Raw genomic sequence first — 21,904 nt, forward strand, 5'->3', positions numbered from 1 at the left:
GATTTACCTGTACACTAGAATAAAAAAACAATCAACTTCTAACAGGAATTACCACACTCAATTGGAGGTCTTATATGTTTCATTTTACCACACTTTTCATCGGAATGGATGTTCACAAAGAAAGTTTTTCACTCTGCTATTATGATATGATGACCAATCAATTCAAACATAGCACTAAAGTTAGTCCAAATGTTAGCTATATTGTGAACTATGTGAATGAGCTTCGTCGTTTATATGGTCAAGATGCAGAAGTGTTATGTGGCTACGAAGCTGGATGCCTCGGATTTACCCTATATCACCAGCTACAAGCTCACGGGATTCCCTGTATCGTGATGGCACCTACAACGGTAATGAAGGAAGGATCTAAGCGTGTTAAGACTGATAAGAAAGATGCGGCTCAGCTCGCAAAAGCTCTGGCCTTTCGTAGCTATCAGCCTGTTCATATTCCTACTGCTGAGGATGAACAAGTCAAAGAATATATCCGTATGAGAACAGACCACAAAGTGGCTCTGAAGAAAATCAAACAACAAATTCTTGCCTTCTGTCTCCGACATGATTTTCGCTATACCGAGGGAAGCAGTAATTGGACACAGAAACATGTTCGCTGGCTCCGTTCCCTAAAACCTGAGGGACTTTACGCAGAGATTTTGACAGAATATCTATTGACCTATGAGAAATTAGTAGATCAAATAGAACGGTATGATGCACGAATTGAGCAACTGGGTCAAAGCGACAGTTATCAAGAGAAGGTCTCACGGCTTTCTTGCTTTATTGGCATTAAAACACTAACTGCTCTTTCCATTGTGACAGAAATCGGTGATTTTAATCGCTTTGCGACAGCTCAACATTTTGCTTCTTATCTTGGGCTAACTCCTAGCGAAAATTCTAGCGGCGACAAGGAGAGAAGAGGTGCTATCACCAAAGCTGGGAATAGCCATGTGAGACGACTTCTGATAGAAGCTGCACAATCATTGGCTAAGGGGACGATTGGGTATAAATCCAAAGAATTGAAAAGGAGACAAAGTGGAAACCGAGTGGAGGTGATTGCTTATGCGGATAAGGCTAATGAACGCTTAAGAAGACGTTATCGCACACTTGTTCTAGGAAAAAATAAGAAACAAAATGTTGCTAAAACAGCTATTGCACGAGAATTGTCTGGTTTTATTTGGGGGATGATGACAGGAAGAATAGCTTGAAGTTAGCGCTTGTTTTCATGTACACTTTTGACCATTAAGTTTTATCATCGCAGAGCGATGAGGAATCCCTATTTCTATCCAAAATCACTGGGTGAATTTGGACAGAAATAAGGATTGAAATCATGTTTGAATGGAAAGTATCTTGAAGGAGTTTAGGACTTCAAGGTTTGAGTCATCTACGAAACGACTAAGTGGCACAATTGTGATCCACGCTTATAGAGAGTAGGACTCGCGGCAGAACCATTGACCTGTAGGTAACCAATCCACGAATATCAGAGTGGCCAATGCCCGAAGCTAAGAACTAGGCTCTTTCTAGATACTTTTCATTTTTTAATCAGTTCGATTGTTTTTACTTGACAAAGGGCTTTACATATCAGTCGTATGTAATCGGCTGAGGAGTTACAACATCACCTGTCGCAATATCCAAATGGATAACTTGTTTAATATTCTCAAGTTGGCACGAAATTGTTGCTCGATAGCCACCATAGTCATCACTTTCTTTAATAGCTGTGATTGATTGAATCACAAAAGATATACCTTCTTCGGAATCTGCTAAAATTTCCTTGAGTTGCTGTTTAACAGTTTCTTCTGAGAGTGTTATTTGATGGAATAAAAAGTCAATATCAACAGTGCTACGAGATTCAACTCCGATGACATTCGAAAGTAGGAATCCTCCTTTGAAGATATAGTGATTTGAATAAGAACTTTGACTTAATTTTTTCAAAATGACTTCTAGGAAGTAATAGGTCATGACGGAATTAAAGGTTAAACCAGTATTCTTTGATATTTTATGACAGAGTGCTGTTAATTTAGCTTTGTTCATATTAGAACCTCCAGAGTTTGTTTAACTTTTTCTAAAGTATTCATTTTTGTCGCATATTCATAGAGTTTTGCTAGATTTTTTTTAGGATAGTTCCCATAAGATTGAAGTGTCTTGACAAAGAGTTCGGAATCAATCTTTTCTCGATGTATTACAAAATCACAAATAATACGTTCAAAATCATATACCCTTACGTTGTTTCCCAAAGGAGTAGGTACAGTAGTCATTCCCAGCTCGCTGTATTCTTTAGAGACAAAGTGAATATTTAGATTAGCTGGAGGAGTATTAAAGCGGTAGCCTCTAGGAACTGTCACATCAAAATATTGTGGAATTTCATCTGTAAACTGTTGTAGATACAGTGCCGAAATATAAGAGAAAATAGCCTTAGGAAAACGATATTGAAAGAAGTAGTATTCATCATAGTCTCCGTTTTGGGTTAGGAAAATACCTTTTTCAACTCGGAAGATAATGCCTTCTTTCTCTAGTCTTGTCAGATATATTGTTGGAATACCTAGTGCTTTACAATCTTTGTTTGTGACAATTCCATTGTTCTTTTCTATAAAATCGAGTAGAATCTCTTTTTTTGACATACGGCCTCCCACTTGTTGCTTTTACACTACAATTTTACAATATTTGTGGTATAAAAGCAACATTTTCTTTTCCCTCATTTTATTGTGATAACAAAATCAAGCCTTCTTTTTTATGATGGTATTGAACTTGGGCTACGAGCTGTACAAAAAAGAGAGTTTCTCCTAGAACGGAAAGTTCTTCGTCAAAACTCCTATTTTTGTCGTGCTCGCTTAACGCTCTCGTATCTAATAAAGAGTGACAGTTTGTTGCTACATAAAAAAGAAAAGAAGGACTATTTATGACCAAAACATGTAATCATCACTTTCTTGTCAATCAGGAAAAAGGCGAGAAACACGTCTTTCGCAAGAGTAAAAAATATCGCACTCTATGTTCCGTTGCTCTTGGAACAATGGTGACGGCTGTTGTTGCTTGGGGAGGAACGGTTGCACATGCTGATGAAGTCACATCATCAGTTGACACCGCCATTCAACGAACGGAAAATCCAGCTACGAATTTACCAGAAGCACAACCAAGCCCTGTTTCTGAACAAACTGAAAGTTTAGGGTCAACTGGACAATCTAACGGTACAATTGCAGTCACCGTACCACATGATACGGTAACACAAGCAGTTGAAGAGGCCAAGGCTGAAGGTGTTTCTACAGTTGAAGATAGCCCAATGGATTTGGGAAATACAACTTCTGCGTCAGAAACCAACCAACAAATTTCAAAAGCAGAAGCGGATGCCCAAAAACAGGTTGAGGCTATCACTGAAGTTACTGAAACCTACAAAGCTGATAAAGCGACTTACCAGTCGAATAAATCCCGCATTGAACAGGAAAACAAGGAACTGTCACAAGCCTATGAGGTAGCTAACCAAACTGGTAAAGCGACTAATTCCTGGGTTGAAACTAAAGTCAATAGCCTAAAAACTCGGTATGCAGATGCTGATGTGACAGTAAATGTACAAGTAGTTTCATCAGGAAATGGGACATCTGTACTTGACTATACAAACTATGGCAAGACTGTTGAAACCAGTCAATCAACTAACGAACAAGCTGTAGCGGATTATCTAATAAAGAAAACTAAGGCAGATGATATTGTTGCGAAAAATCAGGCCATTCAAAAAGAAAATGAAGCTGGACTTGCTAAGGCAAAGGCAGATAATGAAGCCATTGAAAGGCGTAATCAGGCAGGTCAAGCAGCTGTTGATGCTGAAAACCGTGTAGGTCAAGCCGCAGTAGATCAAGCGAATCAGGAGAAAAACAATTAGTTTCAAATCGTGCAGCCGAGATTGAAGCCATTACTAAACGAAATAAAGAAAAAGAAGCCTCAGCCAGAAAAGAGAATGAAGCGATTGATGTCTACAATGCCAAAGAAATGGAACGCTATCAACGTGACTTGGCCGAGATTTCAAAAGGTGAAGAAGGTTATATTTCTGAAGCCCTTGCTCAAGCCCTCAATCTCAATAACGGTGAACCCCAAGCACAACATGGAGCCATTACCCGAAATCCTAATCAAATCATTTCAACTGGTGATGCTATGCTGGGTGGCTACTCAAGAATATTGGATTCAACAGGATTCTTTGTCTATGATAGCTTCAAAACAGGTGAGACTCTTAGTTTTAGCTATCAAAATCTTCAAAATGCACGATTTGATGGTAAAAAGATTAGTCGAGTGACTTACGATATTACCAACCTTGTATCACCAGCTGGAACCGATGCCGTGAAATTGGTTGTGCCAAATGATCCTACCGAAGGCTTCATTGCCTATCGAAATGACGGAAATGGTGACTGGCGAACAGACAAGATGGAGTTTCGTGTAGTTGCTAAGTATTTCTTGGAAGACGGAACGCAGGTCACCTTTTCTAAGGAGAAACCAGGAGTCTTCACGCATTCTTCCCTCAATCATAATGACATTGGTTTAGAATATGTTAAAGATTCATCTGGGAAATTTGTGCCGATTAATGGTTCAACCGTTCAAGTGACTAATGAAGGTCTAGCACGTTCTTTGGGTTCCAACCGTGCAAGTGATTTGAATTTACCTGAGGAATGGGATACCACATCAAGTCGTTATGCTTATAAAGGAGCTATTGTCTCAACAGTTACATCAGGAAATACCTACACAGTAACCTTTGGCCAAGGCGATATGCCACAGAATGTTGGATTGTCTTACTGGTTTGCCTTAAATACTCTACCAGTTGCACGTACAGTAACACCATATAGTCCCAAACCTCATGTAACGGTGGAACTTGAACCCATTCCAGAACCTATTACGGTAACACCAGATGTCTTTACTCCTAAAACATTTACACCAGAAAAGCCTGTGACCTTCACGCCAAAACCTTTGGAAGAGGTGGTGCAGCCTAGTCTGACCTTGACCAAGGTAACCTTACCTGTTAATCCTACTCCAAAAGAACTTCCAACGCCACCACAAGTACCGACTATCCATTATCATGCGTACCGTTTGACGACAACTCCAGAGATTATGAAAGAAGTGATCAATAGTGACCAAGCTAATCTTCATGATAAAACTGTCGCAAAAGATTCAACGGTGATTTATCCCTTAACAGTTGATGCCTTATCGCCCAATCGTGCCCAAACGACTAGTCTCATTTTTGAGGACTACTTGCCTGCTGGTTACCTATTTGATAAGGAAACAACACAAAAAGAGAATGGAAACTATATCCTTAGCTTTGATGAGACTAAGAATTTTGTGACCTTGACCGCAAAGGAAAACTTGTTGCAGGAGGTAAATAAAGATTTAACCAAGGTTTATCAACTGACCGCTCCAAAACTCTATGGTTCTGTTCAAAATGATGGGGCAACCTATTCCAATAGTTACAAACTCCTTTTGAACAAGGGTACAACCAATGCTTACACAGTCACTTCAAATGTTGTAACGGTTCGTACACCAGGTGATGGGGAGACAACCACACTCATTACACCAGATAAAAACAATGAAAATGCGGATAGTGTCCTCATTAATGACACGGTCGTAGCCCTTGGCACAACCAACCACTATCGTTTGACTTGGGATTTGGACCAGTATAAGGGAGATCGTTCTGCTAAAGAGACAATTGCACGAGGCTTCTTCTTTGTGGACGATTACCCAGAGGAAGTGCTTGATGTGGTGGAAAATGGGACGGCTGTTACAACCCTTGACGGTCAGAAGGTATCAGGAATTACGGTTAAAAACTATGCTTCCCTAAATGAAGCCCCTAAAGACCTTCAAGATAAATTGGCTCGTGCTAAGATTACACCGACAGGTGCCTTTCAAGTCTTTTTGCCGGATGACAACCAAGCCTTTTATGACCAGTATGTTCAAACAGGAACTTCTTTAGCTCTTTTGACCAAAATGACGGTGAAAGATAGTCTCTATGGTCAAACTAAGACCTATACAAACAAGTCTTATCAAGTTGATTTTGGAAATGGCTATGAAACCAAGGAAGTGACCAACACCCTTGTTTCTCCAGAACCCAAGAAACAGAACCTCAATAAAGACAAAGTGGATATCAATGGGAAGCCCATGCTAGTGGGAAGTCAAAATCACTATACTCTCTCATGGGACTTGGACCAATACCGAGGGATTAAAGCAGACAACTCTCAGATTGCACAAGGTTTTTACTTTGTGGATGATTATCCAGAAGAAGCTTTACTGCCGGATGAAGCAGCTATTCAGTTTGTCACATCTGATGGTAAAACAGTTTCAGGAATCATGGTGAAGGCTTATTCTCGATTATCAGAAGCTCCTAAATCTTTACAAGAAGCCCTTTCTAAACAAAAAATTCAGCCTAAAGGAGCTTTTCAAGTTTTCATGCCTGAGGACCCACAAGTCTTTTTTGAATCTTATGTGACCAAGGGGGAGAATATTACCATTGTCACTCCGATGACGGTTTTGGAAACCATGCTTAATTCAGGGAAGTCTTATGAAAACGTGGCCTATCAGGTGGATTTTGGCCAAGCTTATGAAACCAATACGGTGACTAATTTCGTCCCTAAAGTAACTCCACATAAGTCTAATACCAATCAAGAAGGCATTTTAATTGATGGAAAGACTGTCCTTCCGAATACAGTCAATTATTACAAAATTGTCTTGGATTACAGTCAATACAAGGACATGGTCGTGACGGATGATGTTCTTGCCAAGGGATTTTACATGGTAGACGATTACCCAGAAGAAGCCCTTACCCTAAATCCTGATGGCATTCAAGTTTTGGATAAGGATGGCAATCGTGTATCTGGTATCTCTGTCAGCACCTACGCTAGTTTGTCAGAAGCTCCGAAAGTCGTCCAAGATGCCATGGTTAAACGTCAGTTTACACCTAAAGGAGCCATTCAAGTTCTTAGTAGCGATGATTCAAAAGCCTTTTATGATACCTATGTGAAGACTGGTCAAACCTTAGTTGTCACGCTTCCGATGACGGTAAAAAATGAGTTGACCAAAACAGGTGGTCAGTATGAAAATACAGCCTATCAGATTGATTTTGGTTTGGCCTATGTCACGGAAACAGTGGTTAATAATGTTCCAAAATTAGACCCACAAAAAGATGTGGTGATCGACTTGTCTCATAAAGATGACAGCCTTGACGGGAAAGAAGTGGCCTTGCATCAAACCTTTAACTATCGCTTGGTTGGAGCATTGATTCCAAGTAATCGTGCGACTGATTTATTTGAATATGGTTTTGAAGATAACTATGATGAAAAGCATGATGAGTATAATGGTGTTTATCGCAGCTATCTGATGACGGATGTCATCCTCAAAGACGGTTCTGTCTTAAAAGAGGGGACAGAAGTCACGAAATATACCTTGCAACAGGTGGATACAGAAAATGGCCTAGTGTCAATTTCATTTGATAAATCCTTCTTAGAGACTATATCTGATGATTCAGCTTTTCAGGCAGATGTTTACCTGCAGATGAAACGGATTGCGACTGGTCAGGTGGAGAATACCTACCTTCATACAGTGAATGGCTATGTCATTAGCTCAAATACAGTTGTAACACATACACCTCAACCTGAAGAACCAAGTCCAAATCAACCCACACCACCTCAACCACCAATTGAGACTATTGAACCGCCTGTTCCAGCAAGCATTTTGCCAAATACAGGGGAACAGGAATCCCTTTTGGGCTTAATTGGAGCTGGTATTCTACTTAGTACGGCTTATGGACTGAAGAGAAAGGAGGAGAAGTAGATGAATCCAAAAAGCATTTATGAAAAGGATTCAGACCAAGATGGTCTGACAGATGCTCAGGAACTAGCTTTGGGAACCAATCCGCAGTCTGTTGACACAGATGGTGATGGTCAAGCTGATTTAGAAGAGCTACAATCTGGACATTCACCACTACTCCCACAAAAGGAGTTGTGCGATGACTTGGAACTTTGACACCATGAAAGAGGCTTTGTCTGAAATGGAGAAGGTCGATTACCAAGAGTTTATCAAAGCCTTTCTCTCTTTGGAATTAAGTATTTCTGATAGAACAATCCTCAATCAGGTTTATCAAGATTATATGGATGAGGATGACTTATCCTTGATTAGTGATGAGCTACGAGTTAAAGTGGATAGTTATCAGGATGAAGTACAGGCAGATATGACTGACATTCTGGAAAAGCTGTACCGAACAGGGGAAGGCTCTAGTTTTATTATGGATGTCATGTCTTCGAATAGTCTTTCTGACACGATGGATCAATATGAAATTTTGGATAGTGAAGACTATTCCTTAATCGGTCTTGAAACCTTACAGGCCATGATTCAACAGGACTTGGCCATTTCCAGTCAGGATTATTTTGGAGACTTGGTTCACCTTGCCTTGCAAAAAGATTTACTAGACCAGAAAAGTCAATTCTTACAAAACTACGTGGCTACTGTAATGGAAGGTATTCCACAAGAAAGAGACCAACGAGCCTTGGTCCTTGATTAACACAAAGGGCTGAGAAACACTCTCAGCCTTTTTAAAATGGGAGGGAAAATGAATCAAGAAGTCTTACTACAAATGATGAGAGCCACCATTCCTCGTGATAGGGCCCTGCTTGAGGCATTTTTATATTACCAAGCAGAGCATTTTGATGAGGAGTGGAATAGTCTTATTCGTCAGTTTTTGACCAATAGGCAGGAATTCAAAAGATCTGTTCAGGTACTTCACTTTGAGACAGATGTTTCAGCTTTTGTCCAGGCTAGTCCTTATGATACTGCTCATGATCTATTGACCTATACACAAGTATTCGGCCAAACTGGTCTCCAAAAACTTGACCAACTATCGCCGTCTGAAAAAGACTTGGTGATTGAAGTGGCCTTGTTCAATCTGGCCACTCGTTTTCAACTATTAGACTCAAATGGACACTACCAAACTATTTCACCAGATTCTCTATTACAAAAGAGTAGGGGAGCTAATTTGGTCAATGTTTATCGTGTGGCTAATAATTTAGCGGATCGTATTAGCCGAGATATTGAACAGTTTCTCTTAACTTACGAGCCTGAGCTTGAAACAAGAGCTGATGAAACTATTCTAGAAAATGAAGAAACTATTGATGAGCACAAAACAAGTGTTCATCAAGCAATATCTTTTCGAGAAGAGGGCTCTCTGGTTATTGCTAGTTTAGATGTAGATTTGTCTCAACTAGATGTTCAAACAGGAAAAACCAGTCATCTGCCTGCTTATGAAGAGTTATCTTTACGACGTAAATTTGAGATTCTAACATATTTTGACCAAATTCGAAATGAACGTTCCAAAGTCGCAAGTTTTAGACGAGGTGATTTTGATACTGAGATGGAAATGACACCAATCTTTGAGGGCGAGGAGTTACTTACCTATCTAGAGGCTGATGGTAGTCCCTATGAGTTGAAACGAACGCTGACTACAGTCGAAGAAAAGGAATTAGAAAAAATTGGACAAGCCATTAGGATAGAAAATCAAGAAAAATTGACTCAGCTAGGGATTGAGCTATCTCAGTTTGAATCAGACCAAGTCGGTATTTTATTGGATGCGGCAGGTCGTTTTCGTTTAAAAAATGCGGACCTTGCTTTACTAGGTGGTTATCCCAAAGCCTCGGTAACTCAACTAGCCCTTGCGACAGAACTACTCCAAATGGGACTAAGTCATGAAAAGGTTGAATTTTTCTTTGGTAGTCAGCTTTCCATTGAAGAGTTGCGACAAGTTGCCTACGCCTTTTTACACCAAGAACTCAGTAGAGAAGATGCGGAGTATTTTGAAAAAGATAAGGGCAACCAGCCAGATTTGACCTTTAGAAATTGGAAGAACAAGCTAGAGAAAGCTGAGACGAAAGTAGTAGTTGATGAAGAATTTGCGGAAAGTCCACTAGTCCAGAGAGTATTGGACACTTATCCTCTGGGGTCATTGGTTTCCTATAAGGGACAGGACTTTGAGGTCATGTCGGTCAGCGATGCTCGATTGAACGGTTTGATTCGGATTGAGTTAGTTAATGACTTTTCGGATATCATTGAACAAAATCCAGTTCTTTATGTGAGGACCTGGGAAGAAGTCAGTCAGGCACTTCATCAGCCAAAGGCAGAACCACAAACAGAGTTAGAAGAAGCGGACCAAGAACTAAATCTTTTTTCATTTCTGGAAGAGGAGCCAGTTCAGAGTATTGGACTATTGGAACCCGATGGTTCTGAAAAAGGTCATAACGATATTGATCTTGAAGAAACAGATAGTCAAATTCCTGAAGAGGTAGTCGTCGAAACAATTCCAGAGATTCCAGTAATGGACTTTTATTTTCCAGAAGATATGACGGACTTTTATCCAAAGACTGCTAGAGATAAGGTTGAGACAAACATTGCGGCTATTCGTTTGGTAAAAAAACTAGAAGTAGAGCACCGCAATGCTTTACCAAGTGAACAAGAACTCCTTGCCAAGTATGTAGGCTGGGGTGGACTAGCCAATGAATTTTTTGATGACTATAATCCAAAATTTTCTAAGGAACGAGAAGAACTGAAAAGCCTAGTCACAGATAAAGAGTATTCGGATATGAAACAGTCCTCTCTGACAGCCTATTATACAGACCCTGCCCTTATCCGTCAGATGTGGGATAAGTTGGAAAGTGATGGCTTTACAGGTGGCAAAATCCTAGATCCTTCCATGGGAACAGGGAATTTTTTTGCAGCAATGCCCAAACACTTAAGAGAAAAGAGTGAGTTATATGGTGTGGAATTAGATACCATTACAGGAGCTATTGCCAAACACCTTCATCCCAATAGTCACATTGAAATTAAGGGCTTTGAGACGGTGGCTTTTAACGATAATAGTTTTGATTTGGTGATTTCAAATGTGCCTTTTGCCAATATACGAATTGCGGATAACAGGTACGATAGGCCTTACATGATTCATGACTACTTTGTCAAAAAGTCACTTGGTTTGGTCCATGATGGTGGACAAGTAGCGATTATCTCTTCCACAGGAACTATGGATAAGCGAACAGAAAACATTTTACAAGATATTCGTGAGACAACTGAATTTCTTGGTGGGGTTCGACTGCCTGATTCTGCCTTTAAGGCCATTGCAGGAACGAGTGTCACAACGGATATGTTATTCTTCCAGAAAAACTTAGACAAGGGATATGTGGCAGACGACTTAGCCTTTTCAGGTTCCATTCGTTATGATAAGGATAGTCGCATTTGGCTCAATCCTTACTTTGATGGAGAATACAATAGCCAAGTGCTAGGAACCTACGAGGTCAGAAATTTTAACGGAGGAACACTTTCTGTTAAGGGGACTAGTGATGACTTGATTGCAAGTGTTGAAGCAGCTCTACATCAAGTAAAAGCCCCAAGAGAGATTGATAGAAAAGAGGTCATCATTAACCCAGATGTGTTGATCAAACAAGTCATTGATACCTCCATTCCAGTTGAAATGAGGGAGAATCTGGGTCAGTACAGTTTTGGTTACCAGGGTGCTACAGTTTACTATCGAGATAATAAAGGCATTCGAGTCGGAACCAAGACGGAAGAAATCAGTTACTATGTCGATGAAGAGGGCAACTTTAAAGCATGGGACACCAAACATTCTCAAAAGCAGATTGATCGCTTTAATGCCTTAGAAGTGACTGATAACACTGCTCTGGATGTCTATGTGACCGATGATGCAGCCAAACGTGGTCAGTTTAAGGGGTATTATAAAAAGACAGTTTTCTATGAAACTCCTTTGTCTGATAAAGAAGTGGCACGAATCAAAGGAATGGTGGACATTCGCAATGCTTACCAAGAGGTCATTGCCATTCAACGCTATTATGACTATGATAAGGTGACATTTAACCACTTGTTAGGCAAACTCAATCGTGCCTATGATAGCTTTGTCAATCGCTATGGGTATTTGAATAGTGCTGTGAACCGCAATCTTTTTGATAGTGATGATAAGTATTCACTTCTTGCCAGTTTGGAAGATGAAAGTCTGGATCCAAGTGGAAAGTCTGTTACGTATACCAAATCCCTTGCCTTTGAGAGGGCTCTAGTGCGTCCCGAAAGAGAGGTTAAAAAGGTACATACTGCCCTTGATGCCTTAAATTCGAGCTTGGCAGATGGTCGAGGTGTTGATTTCGCTTATATGATGTCCATCTATCAGGTTGAATCAAAGATGACCTTGATTGAGGAATTAGGTGACCTCATTATGCCTGATCCTGAGAAGTATTTGAATGGGGAGCTGTCCTATGTTTCTCGCCAAGACTTCCTGTCAGGTGATGTCGTCACTAAGTTAGAAGTGGTGGACCTACTCGTCAAACAAGACAATCGTGACTTTAACTGGACGCATTTTGCAGGACTTCTAGAAGCGGTTAAACCAGCACGTATTACCTTGGCAGACATTGATTATCGGATTGGTTCACGCTGGATTCCCTTGTCTGTTTACGGAAAATTTGCCCAAGAAACCTTTATGGGGAAAGGCTATGAACTGTCAGACCAAGAAGTAGCAACAGTCCTTGAAGTCAGTCCCATTGACGGGGTTATCACTTACCAATCTAAGTTTGCCTACACCTATTCCAACGCAACGGATAGGAGTTTAGGTGTACCAGGTTCTCGTTATGATAGTGGTCGTAAAATATTTGAAAATCTCCTGAATTCCAATCAACCAACCATCACAAAACAAATTGTCGAAGGGGATAAGAAAAAGAATGTGACAGATGTAGAGAAAACAACGGTCCTGCGTGCCAAGGAAACACACCTACAAGAACTCTTTCAAGATTTTGTAGCAAAATATCCAGAAGTCCAACAAATGATTGAAGACACATATAATAGGCTTTACAATCGTACAGTATCAAAGTCCTATGATGGTAGCCATTTAACCATTGATGGACTTGCCCAGAATATCTCCTTACGTCCCCACCAAAAGAATGCCATTCAACGGATTGTGGAAGAAAAACGAGCTCTACTCGCCCATGAGGTAGGGTCTGGAAAAACCTTGACCATGCTTGGAGCTGGTTTCAAGTTGAAAGAACTAGGAATGGTACATAAACCACTTTATGTGGTGCCGTCTAGTTTAACTGCTCAGTTTGGTCAAGAAATCATGAAATTTTTCCCAACTAAGAAAGTTTATGTGACCACCAAGAAGGACTTTGTCAAAGCCAAACGTAAGCAGTTCGTATCACGTATTATCACAGGCGACTATGATGCCATTGTCATTGGAGATTCCCAGTTTGAAAAAATACCGATGAGTCGAGAGAAGCAGGTTACCTATATCAATGACAAGCTGGAGCAACTCAGAGAAATCAAACTAGGAAGTGATTCTGATTATACGGTCAAAGAAGCAGAGCGTTCAATCAAGGGACTAGAGCACCAGTTGGAAGAACTCCAAAAACTAGAGCGAGATACCTTTATTGAATTTGAAAACCTTGGAATTGATTTTCTTTTTGTGGATGAGGCTCATCATTTCAAGAATATCCGTCCAATCACTGGACTTGGGAATGTCGCGGGAATCACCAATACCACTTCAAAAAAGAACGTAGACATGGAGATGAAGGTGAGACAGGTTCAGGCAGAGCATGGCGATAGAAATGTCGTTTTTGCGACAGGAACACCAGTTTCTAACTCCATCAGTGAACTTTTCACCATGATGAATTACATTCAGCCCGATGTTTTGGAACGATATCAGGTATCCAATTTTGACTCATGGGTTGGGGCTTTTGGGAATATCGAAAACTCTATGGAACTAGCCCCGACAGGAGATAAGTACCAACCCAAGAAACGGTTCAAGAAATTTGTCAACCTTCCTGAACTCATGCGAATCTACAAGGAAACTGCCGATATTCAGACCTCAGACATGCTTGATTTACCAGTACCTGAAGCTAAGATTATTGCGGTGGAAAGCGAGTTAACGCAAGCTCAGAAATACTATTTGGAAGAGCTGGTAAAGCGTTCAGACGTTATCAAGTCAGGTAGTGTTGATCCAAGTAGAGATAACATGCTTAAAATCGTGCGCTGTTAAGCGTAAAAATGTATCTCCCTCGCAGAGGGATATTATTGAAAGTAAATAATAGGAACAACTAACTAACCTAGCGGGGAAACCCAAAGGGGACAATAGCATGTTAGTAAAGCGGATAAGGAGTGAGTTACAACGCTTTGATGTGCCGCAAGTTCCGTAACCTATGGTTAAGGCTAAACTGCTTGAACATCAATTCTGACTAGGTGCAAAGCATCGCCCATCGGAAAGTAACTGAGACCGATGTTACTGTATATTCGTTGTTGTGATTTTGGACGAATAACTTTCTACAGTAAAAGAGCATACGATAAGTATGAATAAAGGAATGAGTGAGGAACCTAAGGGTTACTAGAACGTACATTTTTAACGAATAGCAGGATTGCCTAAGAGGGGAGACCCTTATGGTAACGGAGTCACCGTAGTAGTTTGAGCAAGGGAAAACCTTGTACATGGCGAAGGGTGACAGGTAATTTCGATTAGTTAGAAAGGATTAGGTGCGTGAGATGCGTACAGCCAAAACTATTTTAACAGTCATTCATGAACGTGGAAAACAAGATAAACCACTTGAAAGGGTTTATAAATTACTATTTAATCGTGAATTGTATCTAATAGCCTATGCAAAGTTATACCCGAATAACGGAGCAATGACAAAGGGTGTTACAGAGGAAACGATTGATGGTATGTCTATTCAAAAAATAGATAGGATTATTGAACAATTAAGACGAGAAACCTATTACTGGAGACCAGCTAGGAGAGAGTACATTCCTAAAAAGAATGGAAAACACCGTCCTTTGGGAATACCAGTATGGAGTGATAAACTTCTTCAGGAAGTGATTCGCATGATATTAGAAGCCTATTATGAGCCACAATTTAGTGAACATTCTCATGGTTTTAGACCAAAAAGAGGGTGTCATACAGCTTTACAAGAAATTCAGACTTGGAAAGGGACACGTTGGTTCATAGAAGGAGATATCTCTAGTTATTTTGACACGATTGACCACGATGTATTAATCACTATGTTGTCTAGACAAATTCAGGATGGTCGGTTTATTAGGCTTATCAAAAATATGCTTGAGGCAGGATATCTTGATGATTGGAAGTTTCACAAGACTATTAGTGGAACACCGCAAGGTGGAGTTATTAGTCCTTTATTAGCTAATATCTATTTACATCAATTTGATAAGTGGGTCGGTGAAGAACTGATACCTCAATATACAAGAGGTAAAAAGCAGAAAGCAAACTCAGCCTATAATCGTTTGAGTAGAAGAATTAAATGCTATCAGGATAAAGGAGATTATAAAAAAGCTCATCAGTTAATTGTTGAGAGAAGAAATCTCCCTTCAGTTGATACTTATGATACCAGCTATCGGAGATTAAGATATGTTCGGTATGCGGATGACTTTATTCTAGGCTTTACAGGTTCAAAAGCTGAGGCAAAGGCTATAAAGAAGCAAATTGGAGACTTTTTAAATACTAAGTTATCTTTGGAACTTTCTCAAGAAAAGACTTTGATTACCCATGCGACTGGAGAATCAGCTAAATTTCTGGGATATGAGATAAAAGCACAACGTGTCAATGATTATATTGATAACAAAGGGAGACGGAGTGCCAATGGTGTTATCGCATTATTTGTACCTGCATCAGTTATTGAAAGCAAATGCCGCCAATACATGAAAAATGGTAAAGCTATTCATCGTAATAACTTATTGCAGGATGATGACTTTAGTATCGTTCAAACTTACCAACAAGAATATAGAGGGCTGGTTCAATATTATATATTGGCACAAAATTTGTCATGGTTCTCAAAAGTCTATTGGTATATGGAAACATCACTCCTTAAAACATTAGCATTTAAACATAAGTCATCCATTAATAAAATGTTAGCTAAATATAAGACTACCACAACTAGCACGAATGGCCGAACTGTGCCGTGTTTACAGGTAGTTGTGCCTCGAGAAGATAAACCTCCTCTAGTTGCAACGTGGGGTGGCATTTCACTTTCTTATAAAAAGAAAACTGTAATAGAAGATGCTCCGTATCAAGTTTATGGTGGTCGAACAGAGCTTATCAAGCGATTACTCGCAAATAAGTGTGAGCTATGTGGAAGTGAGGAGAACATAGAGGTACATCATATCAGAAAATTAGCAGACTTGAACAAACACAATGGGAAATTAGTTCCAAAGTGGAAAGAAGTCATGTCAGCAAGACGTCGAAAAACGCTAGTGACCTGTCGGGATTGTCACCATGCGATACATAATGGTTCAATAAATACACGTTTATGAAATGAAATTACTGGAGAGCCGGATGATGCGAAAGTATCATGTCCGGTTCGGTGGGGGGATAATGGAAAAGGGGTCGCAATGACTACCTCGCTAGTATCCTACCCTACACAGGTGAAGCCAGAAAACTAGCCATTGATATGCGGTTGATTGACCCTGCTTATAATTTATCAGATAATCAGAAAATCCTTCAAGTGGTCGATAATGTCGAGCGGATTTACCGTGAAGGAGCTGGAGACAAAGCCACACAGATGATTTTCTCTGATATTGGTACCCCTAAAAGTAAGGAAGAGGGTTTTGATGTCTACAATGAACTTAAGGACTTGCTAGTCGATCGAGGTATTCCAAAGGAACAAATTGCCTTTGTCCATGATGCCAATACTGATGAGAAGAAAAACTCACTGTCACGAAAGGTCAATAGTGGTGAAGTGCGGATTCTCATGGCTTCTACGGAAAAAGGTGGAACTGGTCTAAACGTACAATCACGCATGAAAGCTGTCCACCACTTAGATGTTCCTTGGCGTCCCTCAGATATTGTACAGCGAAATGGACGACTGATACGTCAGGGAAACATGCACCAGGAGGTAGATATTTATCACTATATTACAAAAGGGAGCTTTGACAATTACCTTTGGCAGACACAGGAGAATAAGCTCAAATACATCACTCAGATTATGACTTCAAAAGATCCTGTGAGATCAGCAGAAGATATTGATGAACAAACCATGACCGCATCAGACTTTAAGGCTTTAGCCACTGGTAATCCCTATCTCAAACTCAAAATGGAATTGGAAAATGAACTGACAGTGTTAGAAAATCAAAAACGAGCTTTTAATCGCTCAAAAGATGAATACCGTCACACTGTTTCCTATTGCGAGAAGCACCTCCCTATCATGGAAAAACGGTTGAGTCAATATGATAAAGATATTGCCCAATCTTTGGCAACAAAGTCGCAAGATTTTGTCATGCGATTTGACAATCAAGCAATGAATAATCGTGCAGAAGCAGGAGACTACCTGCGAAAACTCATTACCTATAACCGCTCAGATACCAAGGAAGTCAAAACACTTGCCAGCTTTAGAGGATTTGATTTAAAAATGACTACACGAGGTCCTAGTGAGCCTTTGCCAGAGACTGTTTCTTTGATGATTGTAGGCGATAACCAATATACAGTCGCCCTTGATTTGAAATCAGACGTGGGAACCATTCAACGGATCAGTAATGCCATTGACCATATTATAGATGACCAAGAAAAGACACAAGAGCTGGTAAAGGATTTAAAAGATAAGCTACAAGTAGCCAAAGTAGAAGTTGAGAAAATCTTTCCCAAGGAAGAGGAATATCAGCTTGTAATGGCTAAGTATGATGTTTTGGCTCCCTTGGTTGAAAAAGAAGCAGAGATAGAGGAGATTGATGCGGCTTTGGCCAAGTTTAGTGAAGATACAACACCCCAAATGAAGCAACAAGTAGTACTCGAGATATAAGAAAAATGGCTGACAAATATTTTTGAACGCGGTAAAATGAAGTCAAGAAATCACATAAGGAGCACAGACCATGACCAAAACAGTAGAAGAAATACGTTATCAACTTGAACAATGGTTGGCACAAGGTTTTACAAGCCCAGAGGATAGAGCCAACTACCAAGCTTTAAAGGAACAGTATGAAGATGAAACTCTTGATTATAGCTTTTCAAAGCGTGAAATCACTGGACAGCTGGAACTCATCATCACAAGTCGTGAGAATGATTTTCCAAACTTAGATGAGGTGACGAAGGCAGAATACCTTGATTTGGTTGCCCAACTTGATGATTTAGACAAGAGACAGGCTGACTATTATCGCAAGCAATTAGCCTAGAAAGAGGTGTAAGATGTTGGAGCAAATTCTACAAAGCCTTTTGATTATCGCAGCAATAGGACTGATGTTGTTTGTCCTTTATCGGATTGTGAAAGTTTCAGGTGCTTTATTTCTTATCGGACTCATCAGTGGATTAGTCTTTATTGAAATATATGGAATTTACCTATTCTTCACAGAAAGACACCTATATTCAGAAGATTTAGCAGCTAATGGCATATGGAGTTTCACTGGATTTTATATTGCATTGAATTTATTTCTTGCTATTAGCTTAAGTATGAGGTGGTGGAGAAATAGAATCGTTTAACATGGGGATTACCTACTGGTAGTCCTTTTTCTTGTGATAAAATCTCCAAGCTAATCTTGATATGATGAAGCTATCACTAATAGAGGAGTAAGCCATGTTAAATAAAGTGAAAGCTCGATTTCTGATTGGATTAGGAGGTTTAATCGCAGTCAGTTTTATGGTCATGATTGGCTACACGATTGGCTCACAAACCATTTCAAAGCAAACAGAGAACCAAATACGAGCAGAAGCCAATAAACTTGTGTCAAAGAAAAAGCAGGAGGAAAGAGCGACAGTCCTATCAGATGAGCTTGTCAATGAATTTCTCACTCAATATTTCACCAAGGTCCAGCTGGGTGAAAATAACGCTCGTATCAAACCCTACATGACGGACTCGGCATTTTCAGAAGAGGAAGCAAATCAGAATAAAGCGATCAATCAAGTTTATAAAGACTATATGCTTGACTACCGATTTGAATCAGCCAGTATCTATGTCAATACAGAAAGTAATGTTGCACTTGCGGAAGTTACCTATCAAGTGACCTATGTATCTGATTTGAGTGAGCAACAACAGCGAACCTCTCAAACAGAAACCAAGACGGTTATGTTATCCTACTCCAAAGTTTCCGACAAGCTCCTGGTTAATCAGTTGACCATTTGGAATGGGAAACTGGAGGACATTAAAGAAGCCACAGATGGTGCAAATTCCAGCATACCAACGATCCAAGGATGTAGGACGGATTTTGCGGACATTCAAAATAAAAAAGAATGTGGAGGTAACAGACAATGGCAAAGACAATTTTTGAGGAAATGGGCGGCAAATACGAAAGGCAAGGCGATTATTTAATACCGTGCTTAACTGTACCCGCCGAAGAAGAACAGCCGATAGGCATCTGGGGACAGCGGCATTTGGATTATCTGAAGCATCACTGCAAAGTTACATACACCAATCTTCTTACAAGCGGCAGACTTAACGCTTACCTTGCCGACATTGACAGACAGGCACAGGAACGCTTTGAAAGGCTCATAGAGGGTATGAAACAGGCACAGGGCATAACGGAACAGCTAAAGGCAGAAAACGCCTTAGAATGGACAGGATGCCTCAATAACATAAGGGCTTGTGCGAGGGAGATTGTGGAAAAGGAAATTATTTTTGCATAAACAGATGATTAGTGGCAGGGGGAAATCCTGCCGCTTTTTCTGCTTTAGTTTGTCAGCTTGACAAATAAAGGGTTAAGGAATATAATTAGATTCAGTATTATACAAGGAGTTAATAAATATGCGGCAAGGTATTCTTAAATAAACTGTCAATTTGATAGTGGGAACAAAAAGTAGCAGTCCCGTTTCACTTTTAATATGGGGCTTAGTTTTTTGTACCCAGTTTAATAATACTTTTATCATGTAATTTTATATGCCCGAAAACATATAAGTGTTTTGGGGCTATTGGAGTTATTTACCCAGTGATAGGAGTATTTATCACTGGGTATTTTTATGCCCTTTTTTGGGTGTTGATAGGAGGAAAATCACATGAAAATAATTAACTTAGGCATTCTGGCTCACGTTGACGCAGGAAAGACAACATTAACGGAGAGTTTATTGTATACCAGTGGTGCAATTGCAGAACCAGGGAGCGTAGATAAAGGCACAACAAGGACAGATACAATGAATTTGGAGCGTCAAAGGGGAATCACTATCCAGACAGCAGTGACATCTTTTCAGTGGGAGGATGTAAAAGTCAACATTATAGATACGCCAGGCCATATGGATTTTTTGGCGGAAGTATACCGTTCTTTATCCGTATTAGACGGAGCAGTATTATTAGTTTCTGCAAAGGATGGCATACAGGCACAGACTCGTATACTGTTTCATGCACTACAGACAATGAAGATTCCGACAATTTTTTTCATCAATAAAATTGACCAAGAGGGGATTGATTTGCCAATGGTATATCAAGAAATGAAAGCAAAGCTTTCTTCGGAAATTATAGTGAAGCAAAAGGTTGGGCAGCATCCCCATATAAATGTAACGGACAATGACGATATGGAACAGTGGGATGCGGTAATTATGGGAAACGATGAACTATTAGAGAAATATATGTCAGGGAAACCGTTTAAAATGTCAGAACTGGAACAGGAAGAAAACAGGAGATTCCAAAACGGAACGTTATTTCCCGTTTATCACGGAAGTGCTAAAAACAATCTGGGGATTCGGCAGCTTATAGAAGTGATTGCCAGTAAGTTTTATTCATCAACGCCTGAAGGTCAATCTGAACTATGCGGGCAGGTTTTTAAGATTGAATATTCAGAGAAAAGGCGGCGTTTTGTTTATGTGCGTATATATAGCGGAACATTGCATTTGAGGGATGTTATTAAAATATCTGAAAAAGAGAAAATAAAAATCACAGAGATGTGTGTTCCGACAAACGGTGAATTATATTCATCCGATACAGCCTGCTCTGGTGATATTGTAATTTTACCAAATGATGTTTTGCAGCTAAACAGTATTTTGGGGAACGAAATGCTGTTGCCGCAGAGAAAATTTATTGAAAATCCTCTCCCTATGCTCCAAACAACGATTGCAGTAAAGAAATCTGAACAGCGGGAAATATTGCTTGGGGCACTTACAGAAATTTCAGATGGCGACCCTCTTTTAAAATATTATGTGGATACTACAACGCATGAGATTATACTTTCTTTTTTGGGGAATGTGCAGATGGAAGTCATTTGTGCCATCCTTGAGGAAAAATACCATGTGGAGGCAGAAATAAAAGAGCCTACTGTTATATATATGGAAAGACCGCTTAGAAAAGCAGAATATACCATCCACATAGAAGTCCCGCCAAATCCTTTCTGGGCTTCTGTCGGGTTGTCCATAGAGCCGCTCCCTATTGGAAGCGGAGTGCAGTATGAAAGCAGAGTTTCACTTGGATATTTAAACCAATCGTTCCAAAATGCGGTTATGGAGGGGGTTCTTTATGGCTGCGAGCAGGGGCTGTATGGATGGAAAGTGACAGACTGTAAAATCTGTTTTGAATATGGATTGTATTATAGTCCTGTAAGTACCCCCGCAGACTTTCGGCTGCTTTCCCCTATCGTATTGGAGCAGGCTTTAAAAAAAGCAGGGACAGAACTATTAGAGCCATATCTCCACTTTGAAATTTATGCACCGCAGGAATATCTCTCACGGGCGTATCATGATGCCCCAAGGTATTGTGCAGATATTGTAAGTACTCAGGTAAAGAATGACGAGGTCATTCTGAAAGGAGAAATCCCTGCCAGATGTATTCAAGAATACAGGAACGATTTAACTTATTTCACAAATGGGCAGGGAGTCTGCTTGACAGAGTTAAAAGGATACCAGCCAGCTATTGGTAAATTTATTTGCCAACCCCGCCGCCCGAATAGCCGTATAGATAAGGTTCGGCATATGTTCCACAAGTTAGCTTAACAGCTTGCAAAAGTCATATAAAATGAGATT

General features: G+C 40.0%; 10 protein-coding genes and 4 pseudogenes. 12 read left to right on the top strand and 2 right to left on the bottom strand.

Annotation, left to right across the window (positions count from 1 at the left end; genetic code table 11):
• The first annotated feature begins 74 nt into the window (after nt 1-74).
• Nucleotides 75-1,196 (top strand): IS110 family transposase, encoded by a 1,122-nt coding sequence (locus tag K6969_RS05305; protein ID WP_321537345.1) that lies wholly within the window; start codon nt 75-77, stop codon nt 1,194-1,196.
• A gap of 376 nt (nt 1,197-1,572) precedes the next feature.
• Here K6969_RS05305 and K6969_RS05310 read toward each other — a convergent pair.
• Both K6969_RS05310 and K6969_RS05315 read right to left on the bottom strand, forming a co-directional pair.
• A pseudogene (locus K6969_RS05310) lies at nt 1,573-2,019 on the bottom strand (nucleotidyl transferase AbiEii/AbiGii toxin family protein); the annotation flags it as partial.
• Complete coding sequence (locus K6969_RS05315) at nt 2,016-2,606, bottom strand: type IV toxin-antitoxin system AbiEi family antitoxin domain-containing protein (RefSeq protein WP_000037237.1); 591 nt, start codon at nt 2,604-2,606, stop codon at nt 2,016-2,018. The pseudogene K6969_RS05310 and the gene K6969_RS05315, both read right to left, overlap by 4 nt.
• 278 nt (nt 2,607-2,884) lie before the next feature.
• Between K6969_RS05315 and K6969_RS05320 the strand changes: the two are divergent.
• From K6969_RS05320 to tet(O), 11 genes and pseudogenes are all read left to right on the top strand, one after another.
• Nucleotides 2,885-7,779 (top strand): annotated as a pseudogene (locus tag K6969_RS05320) (SspB-related isopeptide-forming adhesin).
• Nucleotides 7,780-7,971 carry a calcium-binding protein gene (locus K6969_RS05325; RefSeq protein ID WP_171943054.1) on the top strand — a complete coding sequence of 64 codons (192 nt, stop codon included), beginning with the start codon at nt 7,780-7,782 and terminating at the stop codon, nt 7,969-7,971.
• Entirely contained in the window at nt 7,955-8,506 is a 552-nt protein-coding gene (locus tag K6969_RS05330; RefSeq protein ID WP_171943053.1) for a hypothetical protein, read from the top strand. Before K6969_RS05325 ends, K6969_RS05330 begins: the two co-directional genes overlap by 17 nt.
• A 48-nt stretch (nt 8,507-8,554) precedes the next feature.
• Nucleotides 8,555-14,005: pseudogene (locus K6969_RS05335) on the top strand (DEAD/DEAH box helicase family protein); the annotation flags it as partial.
• 509 nt (nt 14,006-14,514) lie between these two features.
• Nucleotides 14,515-16,293, top strand: coding sequence for a reverse transcriptase/maturase family protein (locus K6969_RS05340; RefSeq protein WP_001258309.1), 1,779 nt, complete (start codon nt 14,515-14,517; stop codon nt 16,291-16,293).
• 92 nt (nt 16,294-16,385) lie between these two features.
• Nucleotides 16,386-17,774: pseudogene (locus K6969_RS05345) on the top strand (helicase-related protein); the annotation flags it as partial.
• A gap of 70 nt (nt 17,775-17,844) precedes the next feature.
• Nucleotides 17,845-18,144 (top strand): DUF5962 family protein, encoded by a 300-nt coding sequence (locus K6969_RS05350; RefSeq protein ID WP_000169469.1) that lies wholly within the window; start codon nt 17,845-17,847, stop codon nt 18,142-18,144.
• 13 nt (nt 18,145-18,157) lie between these two features.
• Nucleotides 18,158-18,448 carry a DUF5966 family protein gene (locus tag K6969_RS05355; protein ID WP_000893083.1) on the top strand — a complete coding sequence of 97 codons (291 nt, stop codon included), beginning with the start codon at nt 18,158-18,160 and terminating at the stop codon, nt 18,446-18,448.
• A gap of 94 nt (nt 18,449-18,542) precedes the next feature.
• Nucleotides 18,543-19,274 carry a hypothetical protein gene (locus K6969_RS05360; RefSeq protein WP_024402539.1) on the top strand — a complete coding sequence of 244 codons (732 nt, stop codon included), beginning with the start codon at nt 18,543-18,545 and terminating at the stop codon, nt 19,272-19,274.
• Nucleotides 19,214-19,588, top strand: a complete 375-nt coding sequence (locus K6969_RS05365; RefSeq protein WP_001140406.1) for a TnpV protein — start codon at nt 19,214-19,216, stop codon at nt 19,586-19,588. Before K6969_RS05360 ends, K6969_RS05365 begins: the two co-directional genes overlap by 61 nt.
• A gap of 366 nt (nt 19,589-19,954) precedes the next feature.
• Complete coding sequence (gene tet(O) / locus K6969_RS05370) at nt 19,955-21,874, top strand: tetracycline resistance ribosomal protection protein Tet(O) (protein WP_000691759.1); 1,920 nt, start codon at nt 19,955-19,957, stop codon at nt 21,872-21,874.
• Nucleotides 21,875-21,904: the final 30 nt, after the last annotated feature.

Origin of the sequence: Streptococcus suis (assembly GCF_019856455.1) — a bacterium.
Lineage (GTDB): Bacteria > Bacillota > Bacilli > Lactobacillales > Streptococcaceae > Streptococcus > Streptococcus suis_AE.